The organism is Streptomyces amakusaensis (assembly GCF_039532665.1).
Taxonomy (GTDB): Bacteria; Actinomycetota; Actinomycetes; order Streptomycetales; family Streptomycetaceae; genus Streptomyces; species Streptomyces amakusaensis.
The window spans coordinates 53,121-68,764 of sequence record NZ_BAAASB010000031.1 but is presented as its reverse complement, the minus strand read 5'-3'; the positions used below and the strand labels follow the sequence as shown (position 1 = coordinate 68,764).

General features: G+C 67.6%; 12 protein-coding genes, 1 pseudogene and 1 CRISPR repeat array (1 of these 14 only partly in view). Of the genes and pseudogenes, 9 read left to right on the top strand and 4 right to left on the bottom strand.

Annotated elements, in window-relative coordinates:
- The 4 genes and pseudogenes from ABD371_RS33755 to ABD371_RS33740 all read right to left on the bottom strand — a co-directional run.
- Positions 1-269 (bottom strand): annotated as a pseudogene (locus ABD371_RS33755) (HNH endonuclease); the annotation flags it as partial.
- Positions 270-432: 163 nt separating this feature from the next.
- Entirely contained in the window at positions 433-606 is a 174-nt protein-coding gene (locus ABD371_RS33750) for a hypothetical protein (RefSeq protein WP_344485846.1), read from the bottom strand.
- A 75-nt stretch (positions 607-681) separates the two neighbouring features.
- Entirely contained in the window at positions 682-1,374 is a 693-nt protein-coding gene (locus tag ABD371_RS33745; RefSeq protein ID WP_344485843.1) for a hypothetical protein, read from the bottom strand.
- Positions 1,371-1,889 (bottom strand): RNA polymerase sigma factor, encoded by a 519-nt coding sequence (locus ABD371_RS33740; protein WP_344485838.1) that lies wholly within the window; start codon positions 1,887-1,889, stop codon positions 1,371-1,373. The genes ABD371_RS33745 and ABD371_RS33740 overlap by 4 nt, the downstream gene beginning before the upstream one ends.
- An 896-nt stretch (positions 1,890-2,785) precedes the next feature.
- Here ABD371_RS33740 and ABD371_RS33735 point away from each other — a divergent pair.
- From ABD371_RS33735 to cas2e, 9 genes are all read left to right on the top strand, one after another.
- Complete coding sequence (locus ABD371_RS33735) at positions 2,786-3,346, top strand: hypothetical protein (RefSeq protein WP_344485835.1); 561 nt, start codon at positions 2,786-2,788, stop codon at positions 3,344-3,346.
- Positions 3,347-4,266: 920 nt separating this feature from the next.
- Positions 4,267-4,452 (top strand): hypothetical protein, encoded by a 186-nt coding sequence (locus ABD371_RS33730; protein ID WP_344485832.1) that lies wholly within the window; start codon positions 4,267-4,269, stop codon positions 4,450-4,452.
- 289 nt (positions 4,453-4,741) lie between these two features.
- The gene (gene casA, locus ABD371_RS33725) at positions 4,742-9,331 is read left to right on the top strand and encodes a type I-E CRISPR-associated protein Cse1/CasA (RefSeq protein ID WP_381735385.1); all 4,590 of its coding nucleotides are present in this window, start codon (positions 4,742-4,744) and stop codon (positions 9,329-9,331) included.
- A complete protein-coding gene (gene casB, locus ABD371_RS33720; RefSeq protein ID WP_344485826.1) occupies positions 9,328-10,089 on the top strand; it encodes a type I-E CRISPR-associated protein Cse2/CasB in 762 nt (253 codons plus the stop codon). The genes casA and casB overlap by 4 nt, the downstream gene beginning before the upstream one ends.
- 106 nt (positions 10,090-10,195) lie before the next feature.
- The gene (gene cas7e, locus ABD371_RS33715) at positions 10,196-11,404 is read left to right on the top strand and encodes a type I-E CRISPR-associated protein Cas7/Cse4/CasC (RefSeq protein WP_344485823.1); all 1,209 of its coding nucleotides are present in this window, start codon (positions 10,196-10,198) and stop codon (positions 11,402-11,404) included.
- Positions 11,401-12,147 carry a type I-E CRISPR-associated protein Cas5/CasD gene (cas5e, locus tag ABD371_RS33710; protein WP_344485820.1) on the top strand — a complete coding sequence of 249 codons (747 nt, stop codon included), beginning with the start codon at positions 11,401-11,403 and terminating at the stop codon, positions 12,145-12,147. Before cas7e ends, cas5e begins: the two co-directional genes overlap by 4 nt.
- Entirely contained in the window at positions 12,147-12,869 is a 723-nt protein-coding gene (cas6e, locus tag ABD371_RS33705; protein ID WP_344485817.1) for a type I-E CRISPR-associated protein Cas6/Cse3/CasE, read from the top strand. Before cas5e ends, cas6e begins: the two co-directional genes overlap by 1 nt.
- Entirely contained in the window at positions 12,866-13,813 is a 948-nt protein-coding gene (gene cas1e, locus ABD371_RS33700) for a type I-E CRISPR-associated endonuclease Cas1e (protein ID WP_344485814.1), read from the top strand. The genes cas6e and cas1e overlap by 4 nt, the downstream gene beginning before the upstream one ends.
- Positions 13,810-14,172, top strand: coding sequence for a type I-E CRISPR-associated endoribonuclease Cas2e (gene cas2e / locus ABD371_RS33695; protein WP_344485810.1), 363 nt, complete (start codon positions 13,810-13,812; stop codon positions 14,170-14,172). Before cas1e ends, cas2e begins: the two co-directional genes overlap by 4 nt.
- A gap of 112 nt (positions 14,173-14,284) precedes the next feature.
- Positions 14,285-15,644: a CRISPR direct-repeat array (repeat unit 29 nt; unit sequence GTGGTCCCCGCGCAGGCGGGGGTGTTCCC) (it continues 745 nt past the right edge of the window).

The following is a 15,644-nucleotide window of genomic DNA, read 5'->3' as shown; positions in this document are numbered from 1 at the left end:
GAGATCAGGACCTCGGCGCGGGTGTTGCAGCCGTCGGTGGGGTTGAGGCCGGCGTTCCAGTGGCGGAAGGAGTCGCGGTTGTAGCCGGTGCGGTCCTCGGTGGTGACGGGAAGCCGGCTGACGGCGGTGGCGAGGGAGAGGGTCTCCGCCGCGAGGGGAACGAGGGGGGCGGCGGGAGCGGCGGGGGCCGCTTGGGAGGGGGTGGTGAGAATGAGAGGGAGCAGGGCGAATGCGGCGGCCGCGGCGGCACGCCTCAGATTCTTGATCATGGTCTGAGGAATATCAGTGGCACCGCTGCTTCCGGTGGAGACGATCGGATCATCACCCGGAAGAGCGTCTGCGGGAGTGGGTGGGCAGCGTGTGCTCCCGCGAGACGTGGTCGTTCCTGGAGAGTGCTGGCCAGCCGCGCGGTGGGTGCGTGGCCGGCCAGGGTTAGAGGCGCTGTTGGAGCCACCAGAAGATCAGGCCGACGAGTCCGGCGCCGGTGCTGTAGCAGGCGCCGCGCAGGGCGTTGGCTGCCATGGTGCTGCGGTGGCGGAGTGTCCAGGCCCAGGCGCGGCTGGTGGTGGCGGGCTGTGGGTCTGGTGGTTGGTTGGTGTTCTTCACGTGGGTGCTCCGCTCGGTGTGCTGGGGGTGCGGCGGGAGGGTTTGGGGGGCATCGGCCGTGCCGGGTGTTGGTTGTCAGTGGCGTCCGGCGAGGTCGTGCAGCCGGTCGGCGAGCCGGCGGTCGGGGCGGCAGACGAGTCCGTCGGCGTCGTGGCGGTCGGCGAGCCGTTCGAACTCGGCCAGGCAGCGGGTGAGTACCTGGGTGGGCTCGCTCTGCTGGCTGTTGCGGCCCGCGGAGGACTGCAGGACTTTGAGGAAGTCCGCGGAGGGGCCGTCGGCGGCCTGTAGCTGGCGTTTCCAGAAGTCCGCTTCGCGGAGCTCGCCGCAGGACAGGTGGTAGAGGTGGAGGCAGTAGGCGGCGCCGTTGTGGCCAGCGCCCGCGGCGAGTTTCCACCAGAACTGGGCGCTTTCGGGATGGCGGCGGGTCAGGTAGAGCATGCAGGCGAACACCTGGACTCCGTCGATGTCGACGTCGGTCCATCCGTCGAAGAGGGCGTTCTTCCCCAGGCCGTTGTTATCGCCGATGCTGGTGGCGAGGTCCTCGATGTGTGATGCCGCCCCGGCCTGGGTCAGGGTCCAGCGTGAGAGGACGTCGAGCTGGTGGCGGGCGGGGGCGGGGTTGTCGGCGCTGGGTTGGGCCGGCCGCGCGCAGCAGCCGTCGTAGCCGGCTTCCCGGGCCAGGCTGCTGAGACCGGCGGCCACGTCGAACGCGCGCCGGGGTTCGCGCACGGCGGCGTCCGGGTCGGCGAGACGCTTTTCCCAGCTCACTTCGTGATCTCCTTGTTCGACGCGCGGTGCCAGATCGGGGAGAGGCGCTCGCGGGCCTTGCGGCAGTGGTAGTCGACGGTGCTGGGGGTGATGCCCATGTACCAGCCGATGTGCTTGGCGTCGTACTTGGCGATGTAGCGGAGGACGATCACGTCGAACTGGCGGGGGGAGAGGCTGCCGAGCGCGGTGTAGAGGCCGTTGCCGGTGTCCATCGCGGTCAGCTGGTTGCGGAAGTTGAGCAGGGCCTCGGCTATGACGGTGCGCCGCATGATCGCCCAAGTCTGCTGCTGCAGGTCGCTTTCGGTCAGCAGGGCGTCCCAGTGCCGAAGGATTTCCAGGAAGACCCGGTGGACGGCCCGTTCGGCCGCGTCGTTCGTGCGGAGGTAGAAGAGGGCGTACTCGTGGTAGGCCTCCTGGTGGGTGATGTAGTGCGCCTCGAACTCGAGTGGGATCGGGCGTGGTGGGGCCTCGGCCACGGGACTGTGGCCTTCTTCCCCATGAACTTCCTCGGTCATGTGTCCTCTTCGTTGAGGCTGGACTGGCGGCGGCGCGAGTGCGCCGGTGGTGTTCAACTCAACCGGTCGTGAGGGCCGAACACGCATACGCGCCCCAACGAAAATCACTGACAGGAAGTCAGTAGGAGCGCAAAGTAATCGCGTAAGCGTTCTATCACCTAGCGTGACATGGCGTTTTGCGGGCCTCGGTGTGACATGACCCAAACATTTACAGCGATACATGTGATGGACGTCACTGAGAGGTCGACCGGAGTGAGCCCCGACCCCCGACACGATCGGGTGAATCCCGGCGGCCAGTCTCATTAGACAAGTCGTTGACAGCTACGGGTGACACCTCGCCCCATACGTGCCGGACCCCTGGGCAAGGGGTGGCATCACCTCGGACGCCCCCGTGCGGGTCGACCCCGAGTGGCGTCGGGCAGCCTTCTTCGGCGGAGCCCGCGACCAGGTCGCGCACACCATCCTCCATAGCGGCCTGCTGCTGGTGCGGGGCAAGGTACAGCGCCGCGGCGAGCGAGCGACCGTGATCGGCGAGATGACCTGGGACCTCGAAGCCCTGGCCGCAGCCTGCCGCGAGCACGGAACCGAGCCCGCCCCGTCCCTCCCCCAGCTCCGCCCTCCAGCCCGCCAGCAGCCACCACAACCTCAAGGCGTACGCGAGCCCCGTATCGGCCGGGTGAGCGCCTTGCACGACACCCGCATCCCCACGGTCCACACCCGCCTGCCCCCGCACGACGGCGAGTCCCACCCCCAGCTCCCCCCACCCCCTCACCACCCAGGCCCCCGTCCCCACCGGCGGGCAGGAACACACCGCTGTCCGCACGATCACCGCCCCGGACAGCGGCCCTTCCAGGCGGCTGACCCCGGCAAGGAGGCGACCGGCATGAGAACAACAGGTGCTCTGCCGCATCCGCATCCACCGGCTCAGTGGACTGGCGGAGCTCATGGAGATCCTCGAACGGTTCACCCCCCTCGCCCAGGCGCTCCCGCCATCGGCCGCGATCGCACAGCTGACCGGCGCGCTGCGACTGTTCGGCGTGAGCCCCGTCGACCTCGCACACCGCATCCGCATCCGCATCCAGTCCCTCGCCCTGTACGGACTGGAAACAGCGGTGGGCATCGGCCCCTCCTGCCACGCCGCGCAGCTCCGGCAACTCGGCGTCACCACCATCGGACAGCTCGCCACCCTCCCCTCCTCCACGGCGACGCGGATCCTCGGCCGCCCCGGACCGGCCCTCCAGGAGTGCGCCCGAGGGACCGACCGCCGCACCGTCGTCCCCGGCCGTGCGGACCGTGACGGTGACCGTGCGCGCGGTCTGGTCGCGGAAGCGGAGTCGAGCGGCGAGTTCTGTGGCGAGCCGCAGCGCGGTGGCGGGTCAGGGCCTTTGGCCATGGCCTCTTCGAGCTGCCGGTCGAAGAGGAGCCTCTCCAGGGTTGCGTCCTGCCCCCGCATCTGAAAACTGATCCAGTGATTGCTGGCCGGGCTCGTCGTATTGGCAGCCTGGTTGTTGATCAGCAGGTGGAGGTTCGCGGTGGCCGGCCACCGGCTGCGCCGGTGCTCCAGCCAGTCCAGCAACAGTTGCAAGGTGAGATCGTCGAGTGGGTGGCGCATCTGGCGATGGACAGCCGGCGGTTGCCGAGGCCGACCTCGTCGAGCATGAGGGTGGCGATCTAGGCTGCGCGGCATGCACCGCCGCGAGGGCAAGTATGAACCGGCGTTGCCGGGGCGATGGCCGCCGCGACGAACGCCTGCCCGCAGGTCTGCCCAGACGTCTCCTCCTCTGCGAGGCGCTCCTCAAGGACGCGGGCCTCCCTCTCCGTCTACGCTGCAAACGTGGCCTTCGTGAGACGGAGTCGTAACCCCTCTGCCCGGTACAGCACTTCGGCTCCCGGCCGAGAGCCCGTCTTCGACGACCCGCACGGAACATGCGTGGATGTGGTTCGCTACAGGTTGTCGTACAGTGCATCGCGCCGAGCTGTTGTCCCCGCCCAGGCGGGGGTGGCCCCTGGGGTCTTTGCCTCTCTGCGTCTTCCCCACACATGCGGGGCTTCCGAGGGTTTCTGATCCAGCCATGGCGGGGAAAGGGCAGTCCCACGTGTCCCCAGGCTCGGCGGGCTCTTTGAACTGGGGCCTTTGACTGTCTGCTGGAGCTAATGATGATCCAACGGCACAAGTGTCCGAACAGACGGGATCTCGGTGCCACCGCCAACTTGATTGTTTTCCACTAGGGTCCCCGGTGTCCGGTCAGGTGCTCACCAGATCGAGCGTCGACCTCGGGCGTGAAAAAAGCCGGGCCCGTTGTGTGCCCTCTCGCTGGAACGAGAGAACCGGGCCCGGCGCGTCCTCATCGGTTCGCGAACCACCAAGGAACGTCTCATGGATATCAGGGATCAGATGCAGTCTCAACCCTCGGAGAATCCGCGCACCGGGCACATGGTGCTCATGGCCCTGCTCGCCGCGTGTCCTGCGGTTTCTCCCGCGCTCGCCCCGTGGGTTTGGGGTGTTGTCGTCGTGGTGATCGTTGTTCTGGTGCGGTCGGGAGCGCGTCACCGTACGGCATGACAGCACTCTGTGTCCGGTGCCGGTTGCTCGGCACCGGACACAGAGTGCTCACAACAGCCCGGACAAATGCGAGACTTCAGCCTGTGGTGTCGACCGGGCGCTCCCCATGTCCTTCCGCTCTCGCGAGCCCGCGCCCGCGCCCGAAGAGAGTCCGCTCATGTCTCATACGTCTTCGCCGTCCACACGCCACACAGGGGAAGCACCTTTCGCTCGGTTGTCTCCAGCCGCCCGGGCGGTGTGGGCGAAGCACGACCGGAAGACCGATCAGTGGTTGCCATTGTGGAGGCATATGGCGGACAGCGCCGCTGTGGCGGGAAGACTCTTCGACGAGTGGGTGCCCCAGAGCATCAAGTCGTTGGTTGCTAAAGCGCTTCCCGGAGGGGAGTCGGACGCGCGGCTGCTTGTCTCCTTCCTCGCCGGTACGCATGACACGGGTAAAGCGACCCCCGCGTTCGCGTGTCAGGTGGACGCTCTCGCGGACCGTATGCGTGCCGTTGGACTCGGCATGCTGTCCGTGAAGGAGTACGGACCCGACCGCCGGATCGCACCACATGGCCTCGCGGGGCAACTCCTGCTCCAGGAGTGGCTGTTCGATCGGCATGGGATGAGCTCTCGAACCTCCGGAGCGTTCGTGGTGGTGGCGGGTGGGCACCATGGCACACCGCCCGAGCACCAGCAGATTCACGACCTTCGACTCCGTCCTCGGCTTCTTCGGCATCCGGGTGCGAGCGAAGAGGTATGGCGAGGCGTGCAGTACGAGCTGATGGACGGGTGTGCCGAGCTGGCGGGAGTATCGGATCGGTTCGCGGCGTGGAAGGCAGTCCGCTTGCCGCAGCCCGTTCAGGTGGTACTGACGGCATTGGTGATCCTCTCCGACTGGATCGCCAGCTCGGCCGAGTTGTTTCCCTACGATCCCTCGTCCTGGTTGCCCGCGGGTCCGGGCGGTGAAGCCCGGCGGTTGAGGGCCGCTTGGGAAGGGCTCGATCTGCCGGGGCCTTGGGCACCGGCAGAACCCACGCAGTCGGCAGCACGATTGTTCAAGGATCGTTTCGATGTGCCAGAGAAGGCGGAGATCAGGCCGGTGCAGGCCGAGGCCGTGCGGATGGCGCGCCTGATGCCCGCCGCAGGTTTGCTGATGATCGAAGCGCCCATGGGGGAAGGCAAGACAGAGGCCGCCTTCGCCGCCGCGGAGATCCTGGCGGCCCGGACCGGCGCCGGCGGCTGTCTGGTGGCTCTCCCCACACGCGCCACGGGTGACGCCATGTTCCCCAGACTCCTCGACTGGCTCGATCATCTGCCCCTCGACGGCCCAAGGTCTGTCGTCCTGGCGCATGCCAAGGCCGCGCTGAACGATGTCTGGGCCGGTTTGCTGAGGCAGGGGCACCGTACGGTCGCGGCGATCGAGCCTGACCGGTCCGGCACAGTCGGCCACGTACAGCGGGCAGCACGCCCTCGCCCCGCAGGGCTTCAGGCTCACCAGTGGCTGAGGGGCCGGAAGAAGTCGCTCCTCGCCTCGTTCGCGGTGGGGACGATCGATCAGGTTCTCTTCGCCGGGTTGAAGAGCCGCCATTTGGCCCTGCGCCACCTGGCAGTTGCCGGGAAGGTCGTGATCATCGATGAGGTTCACGCGTACGACGCCTACATGAGCCGCTATCTGGATCGTGTACTGGAGTGGCTGTCGGCCTATCGTGTACCCGTCGTGCTCCTCTCTGCGACGCTCCCGGCCGAGCGCAGACGGGCGCTGGCCGCGGCCTATTCCGGGGCCGCTCTCACCCAGGGTCCCCCGGCCGACGCGTATCCGCTGATCACCGCCGTCGCACCGAACGCTTCGGCCCTCACCGCGCAGCCCGCCGCCGCCTCCGGACGCCGGACCGATGTCGTACTGGAACGGCTGGACGACGATCTGACCCTGCTGGCCGACCGATTGGAGTCGGAGCTTGAGGAGGGTGGTTGCGCGCTCGTCGTACGCAACACCGTCGACAGGGTCCTCGAAGCGGCCGATGTGCTGCGGGAGCGATTCGGTAGTGATCATGTGACGGTCACTCACTCGCGCTTCCTCGCCGCCGATCGGGCAGTCAAGGACTCGCAGCTGCGAGAGAACTTCGGTCCCGGGAGCGACCGGCCCAAAGGGCGGCATGTCGTGGTGGCCAGCCAGGTCGTCGAGCAATCGCTCGATGTGGACTTCGATCTCCTCGTCACCGACTTGGCACCAGTGGATCTCATGCTCCAGCGGATGGGGCGGCTGCACCGGCATCCGCGCAGCCGCCCCTCACGTCTCGTCCGGGCGCGGTGCTTGGTGACCGGTGTGGAGTGGCGGGATAAGGCGCCGCCGGAGCCGGTGCGGGGGTCATGCTCGATTTACGGAGAGCACACCCTCCTGCGGGCGCTCGCCGTTCTGGAACCCCACTTGGGCGGCACCGCCCTTGTGCTGCCCGATCACATCAGCCCCCTCGTCCAAGCCGCATACGGTGACGGCGAGCCGGGCCCCCCGGAATGGGCCGAGGCGAGGGACACGGCCCGGGTCAAGCACTCGCGGCACCTCGCTGAGCAGCGGGAGAAGGCCGAAGCCTTTCTCCTCGGGCCCGTTCGACGGGCCGGGAGGCCGTTGTACAGCTGGCTGGGCGCCGACGCCGGGGACGCCGATGACAGCCGGGCGGGGAGAGCGCAGGTCCGGGACTCCGAAGGGGGGCTGGAGGTCCTGGTCGTACAGCGATTGCGCAATGGCCGGCTCACCACCGTTCCGTGGCTGAATGGTGGTCGCGGTGCTCTGGAGCTGCCCACGGACTTTCCTCTAGGCGGCCGAGCGGCAGAGGCTGTCGCCGCGAGTGCGATCACGTTGCCGTGGCAGTTCTCCCGACCGTGGACCATTGACCGGACCATCGGTGAACTGGAGCGTTTCGTCGTCCCTGCCTGGCAGGCGAAGGAATGTCCCTGGGTTGCCGGGGAGCTGCTGCTGGTCCTCGACGAGGATTGTCAGACCCGTCTGGCAGGCTTCGAAGTCAGGTACAGCAACATCGATGGGCTGCGTGTGTCGTCTGCCGACGCACCCGCTCCCCGGGAGTCCGCAGGCAGCGCGGGAGAGGACGAACAGCATGAGCAGACGGATGACACGGCGGATCGGGTTACCGTCGCGCCCACTGGTGCGGATCTGGTGAGAGCCGTGCGGCCACTCATTCCGTCAACCCCACTCGGACCGCCGTCGTTTGATCTCACCCTCCAACCCTGGCTGCCCGTCCAGTGCCTCGACGGAAGCACTCATGAGCTGTCGCTGCGGGATGTCTTCACCCGGGCCAGAGAGGTGCGGAGACTTGTGGGGGATGTCCCCACACAGGAGTTCGCCCTGCTCAGGCTGTTGCTGGCCATTCTGTACGACACCCTCAGTGGGCCACTGGAGCTCGACGACTGGGATGAGCTGTGGCAGGCGGACGACCCCTTCTCTCCGGTCCCGTCCTATCTCGAAATCCACCGAGGCCGTTTCAATCTGCTGCACCGGGAAATGCCCTTCTTCCAGGTCGGCGACCTGAAAACGGAGAAGGGCGAGATCTCCTCACTCAACCGGATCGTCGCCGACGTCCCCAACGGAGAGCCGTTCTTCGCCATGCGCCGCCCGGGAGTGGATCGGCTCTCGTATGCGGAGGCCGCCCGATGGCTTGTCCACGCGCATGCCTACGACCCCTCAGGCATCAAGTCCGGTATGGCGGGCGACGATCGGGCAAAGGCGGGAAAAGTCTATCCACTCGGAGTCGGCTCGATCGGGAATCTGGGCGGCATCTTCGCCGAGGGCAGGGATCTCCACGAGACGCTGCTGCTGAATCTGATCGCCCTCGACGAGGGGATTGTGAAGTTCGGAGACGGCTCAGGGCCCCCGGACCTGCCTGTCTGGCGGCGTCCTCCCCTCGGAGCAGGCCCGGAGGAGCCCGTCGGCCGTCAGCCGAGCGGGCTGCGTGACCTCTACACCTGGCAGTCACGGCGAGTCCGTCTGCACATCGATGGAGGGGCGGTCACCGGAGTCGTCCTCGGCTATGGCGACCCGCTCGCCCCTTACGCGCCCTGGACCATGGAACCCATGTCGGGCTGGCGGCGCAGTCCCGCACAGGAGAAGAAGCAGGGGCGTCAACTGGTGTACATGCCGCGCCGGCACGATCCGAGTCGTGCGGCCTGGCGCGGTATGGGCAGTCTTCTGCCTTCCCGGGACTCCGGATCGACAGGGCCGGGTAATGAACCGCGCGTTTCGCTGCCCTCCGGTGTGGTCCGGTGGTTCTCCATGCTCACCACGGAGGGGGGGCTGGATCAGGGGCGGCTCATCAGGGTGCGGCTCATCGGTGCGATGTACGGGACACAGCAGTCCGTCGTCGACGAGATGGTCGACGACTCTCTGACTCTGCCGCTGGTCTTGCTGCACGAGGAGAATCCGGACTACGGAGCTGCGGCAGTCGATGCCGCACACGATGCGGAGCACGCCGTGACAGCGCTCGGGCAGCTCGCCGGAAACCTCGCGAGGGCTGTCGGCTCCGATCCCACGTCGGCTGCTGGCTCCGCGCGTGATCTCGGATTCGGCGCGCTCGACGGCCCCTACCGGAGATGGCTGGCAGACCTGGCTCCGCCATCGGACCTGCCGGAGGCAAGACGGGATTGGCAGGTCACCGTCCGGGCCCGGGTTATCGACCTCGGTCAGCGATTGCTCGATTCCGCCGGCCTCGCCGCGTCCGAGGGACGAGTCGTAGAGGTACCCGGGGTGGGTAAGCGCTGGATCAACGACGCACGTGCGGAACTCTGGTTCCGAAGGCGGCTCAACCAGGTGCTGGGCCTGCCCGGCACACGACCCGGAGAGCGTCCCGCGCACCCCTTCGAAGACGACGACACGGAGGCCGCCCCATGAACGCTGCCGAGCAGCCTGCACCAGACGAGTACGCTCGCGGGGCTCTTGCTCCCGGCCGCGCCACGACCCGCTGCGTCAAGCGACTCCAGACCCAGTACCGCAAGGACGTTCCGTCCGCGGTGGCGACACTCGCACGACTGCGCCGCAGCATCGGCCGCCCCGTGCACGACTCCCCCGACAGCTGGGGAATCGACGGTCTGGAGGATCTGGTCTCCGTCCGGAGCGCGACGCCCGGACGGAGCAGGGACGAAGACCGCGACCTCGCCGAGGAGAAGGCGGTACACCTGGCCGTCACCCTGTGGGCCCTGCACCAGCAGTCGGTGCACGACGACAACATGCACGAGTCCGGCTGGGGCCTCGGTCGAGCGGTCCGCGGTCTGGCACTGAAGAAGCGCGATTCGGAGAGCGCGGAAGATGTCGAACAGAAAGCACCGCGGCCCGATACCAAACCCGATGACGAGCCGAACGAGACCCTCCGTAAGCGCTTCGCCAGAATCGGCACCTCCACCACCTTTGACTCCCTCACCATCCGACTGCGCGAGCTGACGCTGCTGCTTCGCGCCGCCCGAGTCCCGCTCGACTATGGGCTGCTCGCCGATCAACTCCTTCAATGGCAGGACGACAGCCAGAGGGCAGAAGTCCGCCGCGCCTGGGGCCGCGACTTTCATTCCTCAGCCCACCGGGCCAAACGATTCCCGCCTGCTGAAGCAAAGGGGAGCATTCAGAACGACGACCACGGCTATGACTCCGGAGAGTGAGTCAAGCCGGCCCAGCCTGGCGGTCTCAACAGGCCGTCACAGACTCATTGCAGCAGCACGTTCAGCGTGAAGAACTGCGCCCCGTACGAAGGCGAATGGAACTCCGATGGCACGAACCATCATCGACATCCACATCCTCCAATCCGTCCCGCCCAGCAATCTCAACCGCGACGACACCGGCGCACCCAAGTCCGCCGTGTACGGCGGCGTGCGGCGAGCCCGCGTCTCCAGCCAGGCATGGAAGCGCGCCACCCGGCAGGCCTTCAACGAACTGCTCCCCTCCTCAGAACTGGGTGTGCGGACCAAGAAGGTCGCCGAGGCGCTCGCCGCCCGGATCAAAGCACTGGATCCATCGCTCGAACGCGGCGTCGCGATCGACCTGGCCGCCGAGATGATGCGGGTCGCAACCGGTTCCAAACTCGAAGTGCCCAAGCGCAAGGAGAAGGAACAAGCAGCCGACGGAGAGGCGGCGGCGCCGGAGTCCTCGTACCTCATGTTCCTGAGCAGCCGACAGCTCGACGCCTTGGCGGAACTGGGCCTGAAGGGCGGCCCCGGCGGGGACCTCCAGGCGCTCAAGGACTTCTTCAAGGTCCGTGAGAACAAGGCGCTGGCTCGCCAGGCCGTTGACACCCGGCACTCCGTGGACATCGCACTCTTCGGGCGCATGGTCGCCGACTCGGCCGACCTCAACGTGGACGCGGCGACGCAGGTGGCCCACGCCATCGGCGTCCACCAGTCCGAAATCGAATCGGACTACTTCACCGCAGTGGACGACAAGAACACCGAAGCGGAATCCGGTGCGGGGATGATCGGATCCATCGACTTCAACTCCGCCACGCTTTACCGCTACGCCGCCGTGGACGTCAATGAACTGCAGAAGAACCTCGGCCCGAGTCTGCGCGACGAAGAGCAGCCGGCCACAAAAGCCACGGAAAGGGCCGTGGGCGCCTTCCTCGAAGCCTTCATCACCTCTCTTCCTACAGGGAAGATCAACACCTTCGGCAACCACACCCTTCCTGCCGTCGTGATCGTCAAGCTCCGCACACGCCGGCCCATCAGCTTCGTCGGCGCATTCGAGGAACCGGTGAGGCAGGGCAAGGAAGGCGGGTTCCTCGAATCGAGCTGCGATCGGCTCGCCCGGTACATCCCCCATCTGGAGCGACAGTACGGGGTGGAGGATCCGTCGCGGAGTTGGGTCTTCCGAGTGGGCGCGGAGACTGACGCGCTCGCTGATCTCGGTGCCGAGGTGACGCTTGCCCAGTTGGTGAAGGGCGTGGAGGACGCCGTCGCACAGAGCCTGGTGTCCAGCGCATGAGCGTGCTGCTGCTGCGGCTCGCCGGCCCTCTCCAGTCATGGGGCTCCTCGGCCCGCTTCACCCGGCGCAGCACGGAGAACGCGCCGACGAAGAGCGGTGTGCTGGGTCTGCTGGCCGCCGCGCAGGGCCGCACCCGGGAGTCGGACGTCTCAGACCTGGCAGCGTTGCGATACGGCGTGAGAATCGACCAGCCGGGCTCACGGCTGCGGGACTTCCAGACCGCTCACCACGCCGACTCGGGCAAGGCGATGCCTCTGTCTGAGCGGTTCTACCTCGCGGACGCCATCTTCGTGGCAGGCGTGGAAGGCGACAGCAGGCTGGTTCAAGAGCTGTACGACGCGCTGCTGGAGCCCGGGTTCCTCCCCTTCCTGGGCCGTCGTTCCTGTCCTCCGTCGCAGCCCATCACCATGGGCCCTCCTGAGAACGCCTCACTGGACGACGCTCTGCGAAGCACCCCGTGGCAGGCGTCGGACTGGTACGTACGCCGCCGGCGGGGCCGGGTGAACGCGGTGAAGGACCTGGACATATTGATCGACAGCCCAGTCGGCGAGGATCCGCACATCTCCATTCGGGACGTCCCGTTGAGTTTCAATCCGCGGCATCGCCTGTATGGACTGCGCGGCGTCCATACCAGCCACATCACCACCCCACCCCGCCCAGCCTCCCCCACACCCGCGGCACCACCCCACGAACCAACGACCGGTCTCAAGCCCGTGAGGACCGCTCCCCCGAGGACCAGCTGATGTACCTGACACAATTCCGCGTCAACACTGGTCGGTTTGAGGCCCGTCGGCTGCTCGGCTCACCGCACCTCATGCACGGAGCCGTGAACATGGCATTCCCTGAGCTACCGTCCCGAGAGGGCCAGGGACCACGCGTCCTGTGGCGTGTCGATCACGATCCCCAGGACAGGCCGAAGCTCTTCATCGTCAGTCCGGGCCTCCCCGATCTGACCCATCTGGTCGAGCAGGCCGGCTGGCCCGCGCTGGAGACACCGGGCTGGAGCACCTTCAGTTACGGCGAGTTCCTCGATGCCCTCCGCGAGGGAGATACCTGGAATTTCAGGCTCACGGCGAACCCGGTCCACAACATCCGCAGACCAGGAGACAAGGCAGGCGCTCCCACCAAGCGGGCCGCGCACGTCGGACCACGCCACCAGTTGGGGTGGCTGCTCAAGCGGCAGGAGCAAGCAGGCTTCGAAGTCGTCCGGAAGCCGGCTGACCGTCAGCTGACCGAGTACGGCGACGAGCACGAGTTGATCGTGCGGGACCATCACCCACTCCAGTTTCGTCGTAATCCCGCGAATCAGCCCATGCAGGATGTTCGCTTCACCCGGGTCACCTTCGACGGCCGGCTGAGGATCACCGATCCCGTTCTGCTCCGTCGTACCCTCGCCCAGGGTCTGGGCAAGGCAAAGGCCTACGGCTGCGGTCTGATGACCCTGGCCCCCGTGGGGGGAAAGTGAGCACCGTCAGCCGCCGGGGTGCCCTGTCTCCACGTGAACTCACCCGAGTCGGTGACCGCGTGTCATTCGTCTACCTGGAACGGTGCACCGTGCACCGTGAGGACAACGCCATCACCGCGACGGACGCGGACGGAGTGAGGCACATCCCGTCCGCGACCATCGGAACCCTTCTCCTCGGCCCTGGCACACGCGTCACCCATCAGGCGATGCTCGTCCTCGGAGAGTGCGGTGCCGCAGTGGTATGGGTGGGCGAGCACGGAGTGCGCTTCTACGCCGGCGGAAGGGCTCTGAACCGCTCTTCAGGGCTGGCCGAGGCGCAGGCCATGGCATGGGCAAACCGTCGCAGCCGCCTGAACGTCGCCCGCGCGATGTACTCCCTGCGATTTCCCGACGAGGACCCCGCCGGCAAGACGAGGCAGGAGCTCCTCGGCATGGAGGGCAGCCGCCTCAAAGACTGTTACCGCCGCGAATCAGCACGAACGGGTGTTCCCTGGAAGCGCCGCGAATACAACCGCGACGACTTCTCCGCCGGCGACGCCCCCAACCAAGGCATCACAGCTGCCGGGCAGTGCATGTACGGAATCGCCCACGCGGTCATCTCCGCACTGGGCTGCTCACCCGCTCTGGGTTTTGTCCACTCCGGGAACGAGCGCTCCTTCGTCATGGACGTGGCCGACCTGTACAAGACAGACGTCGCGATTCCGGCGGCGTTCGACGCCGCGGCCGAGGGCGAGGAAGACATCGCATCCCGCACCCGCCGGGCTCTGCGAGACCGCATCAACGAAACGGGACTGCTCGACCGGTGTGTGCGTGACATAAAGCACCTTCTTTCTTACGACGGTACTCGCGAAACGGCAGAGGGACAGGACCGGATGACCTTGCAGTCGGACAGCGACACGCACGTCCCAAGCGGCCGCAACTACGGGGACGAGTCGATCTGGTGACCGTCATCATCCTCGCCAACTGCCCCTCCGGACTGCGTGGCTTTCTCACCCGCTGGCTCCTGGAGATCTCCGCCGGCGTTTTCGTGGGTGCCCCATCGGCTCGCGTACGCGAAGCTCTCTGGGCAGAAGTTCGCCAATACGCGGACCAAGGCCGTGCCCTTCTGGTCCACCAGACCAACAACGAGCAGGGCTTCACCTTCCACACACACGACCACGCCTGGCGTCCTGTTGACCACGAAGGCCTCACCTTGATCCAACGCCCAAATCCCACAGCCCCACAAGAAGAAACCCGAACACTTCAGAACCCGCGTCCGGGGTGGAGTAACGCCGCCAAACGACGGAGATTCGGTGGACGGTAGAGATGAGCCTGAGGCAATCCACGCAGAAGGAGACGAAATGGGCGTTATGTCGAGATCTGTAGAAGTAAGTAAAAGCAGCCCCTGCGCGTCATAAAGCCGCAGGTGGGCAAGTGTGGTCCCCGCGCAGGCGGGGGTGTTCCCGATCCCTGCGTGCCAGGAGAGCTGGGTCGCCCGTGGTCCCCGCGCAGGCGGGGGTGTTCCCATGGTGCCCCTCTGATCGCGGTTGAGGTCCCAGTGGTCCCCGCGCAGGCGGGGGTGTTCCCCCGGGCGGCTACCGGCAGCGCACGGTCGGCCAGTGGTCCCCGCGCAGGCGGGGGTGTTCCCGGTGGTCGGGGGCTTCGTCGTTCGTCAGCGGGGTGGTCCCCGCGCAGGCGGGGGTGTTCCCTCGCCCCATCCGGACCGAGGTGCGGTGAACCTGTGGTCCCCGCGCAGGCGGGGGTGTTCCCGCGCCCGCGGTCGCGGACGACCTGAACCTGGCGTGGTCCCCGCGCAGGCGGGGGTGTTCCCTCCCGCCAGCACAAAGGGTTTCGGGGGTTGTGGTGGTCCCCGCGCAGGCGGGGGTGTTCCCGCATCGCGAACGCGCAGCTCGACAGCGAGGCGGTGGTCCCCGCGCAGGCGGGGGTGTTCCCTCAGAACCCGCGGGCCCCTGGAGACCTTGGCCGTGGTCCCCGCGCAGGCGGGGGTGTTCCCTCGATAGCCCGCTGCACCGTGCGCTCGCTCTTGTGGTCCCCGCGCAGGCGGGGGTGTTCCCATCTCCCAGTCGCGGTCGCCCGGCTTCGCACCGTGGTCCCCGCGCAGGCGGGGGTGTTCCCTTCCTCGGCCGCAAGGCCCCGCCCGAGCCGGAGTGGTCCCCGCGCAGGCGGGGGTGTTCCCTCCGCGACGTCGGCGAGTCGGGCTGCGAGTGCGTGGTCCCCGCGCAGGCGGGGGTGTTCCCGGCAGCGCGGAGAGTGTCGGCGGGGCTGCTCAGTGGTCCCCGCGCAGGCGGGGGTGTTCCCCTCTGACCCCACCCCGCTCCACCGTCCGGGGCGTGGTCCCCGCGCAGGCGGGGGTGTTCCCCGGCGAGGCTGTGATGCACCCGACGTGAGGAGGTGGTCCCCGCGCAGGCGGGGGTGTTCCCCACCGCGCCGACCTCGCCGACCACGCTGCCAAGTGGTCCCCGCGCAGGCGGGGGTGTTCCCGCCGCCGGGTCCCCACCCCCGACCTCATCGACCGTGGTCCCCGCGCAGGCGGGGGTGTTCCCCTGCCGCAGCAGATCAACCCGACCGGATCAGTGTGGTCCCCGCGCAGGCGGGGGTGTTCCCAGGTGGGTCAGCTCGCGGCCTTCCTGGGTCCAGTGGTCCCCGCGCAGGCGGGGGTGTTCCCAGCCTCCAGGGGACGCTGTCCAAGGAGACGGAGTGGTCCCCGCGCAGGCGGGGGTGTTCCCCTGGTAGGCCCCGAACCGGGTGAGTCTGTAGTCGTGGTCCCCGCGCAGG

What these genes read in the sequence shown, in the direction of transcription:
- ABD371_RS33740 (WP_344485838.1), bottom strand. Translation starts at nt 1,889, where the DNA reads ATGACCGAGGAAGTTCATGGGGAAGAAGGCCACAGTCCCGTGGCCGAG.
- ABD371_RS33730 (WP_344485832.1), top strand. Translation starts at nt 4,267, where the DNA reads ATGGATATCAGGGATCAGATGCAGTCTCAACCCTCGGAGAATCCGCGC.
- casA (WP_381735385.1), top strand. Translation starts at nt 4,742, where the DNA reads ATGGCGGACAGCGCCGCTGTGGCGGGAAGACTCTTCGACGAGTGGGTG.
- casB (WP_344485826.1), top strand. Translation starts at nt 9,328, where the DNA reads ATGAACGCTGCCGAGCAGCCTGCACCAGACGAGTACGCTCGCGGGGCT.
- cas7e (WP_344485823.1), top strand. Translation starts at nt 10,196, where the DNA reads ATGGCACGAACCATCATCGACATCCACATCCTCCAATCCGTCCCGCCC.
- cas5e (WP_344485820.1), top strand. Translation starts at nt 11,401, where the DNA reads ATGAGCGTGCTGCTGCTGCGGCTCGCCGGCCCTCTCCAGTCATGGGGC.
- cas6e (WP_344485817.1), top strand. Translation starts at nt 12,147, where the DNA reads ATGTACCTGACACAATTCCGCGTCAACACTGGTCGGTTTGAGGCCCGT.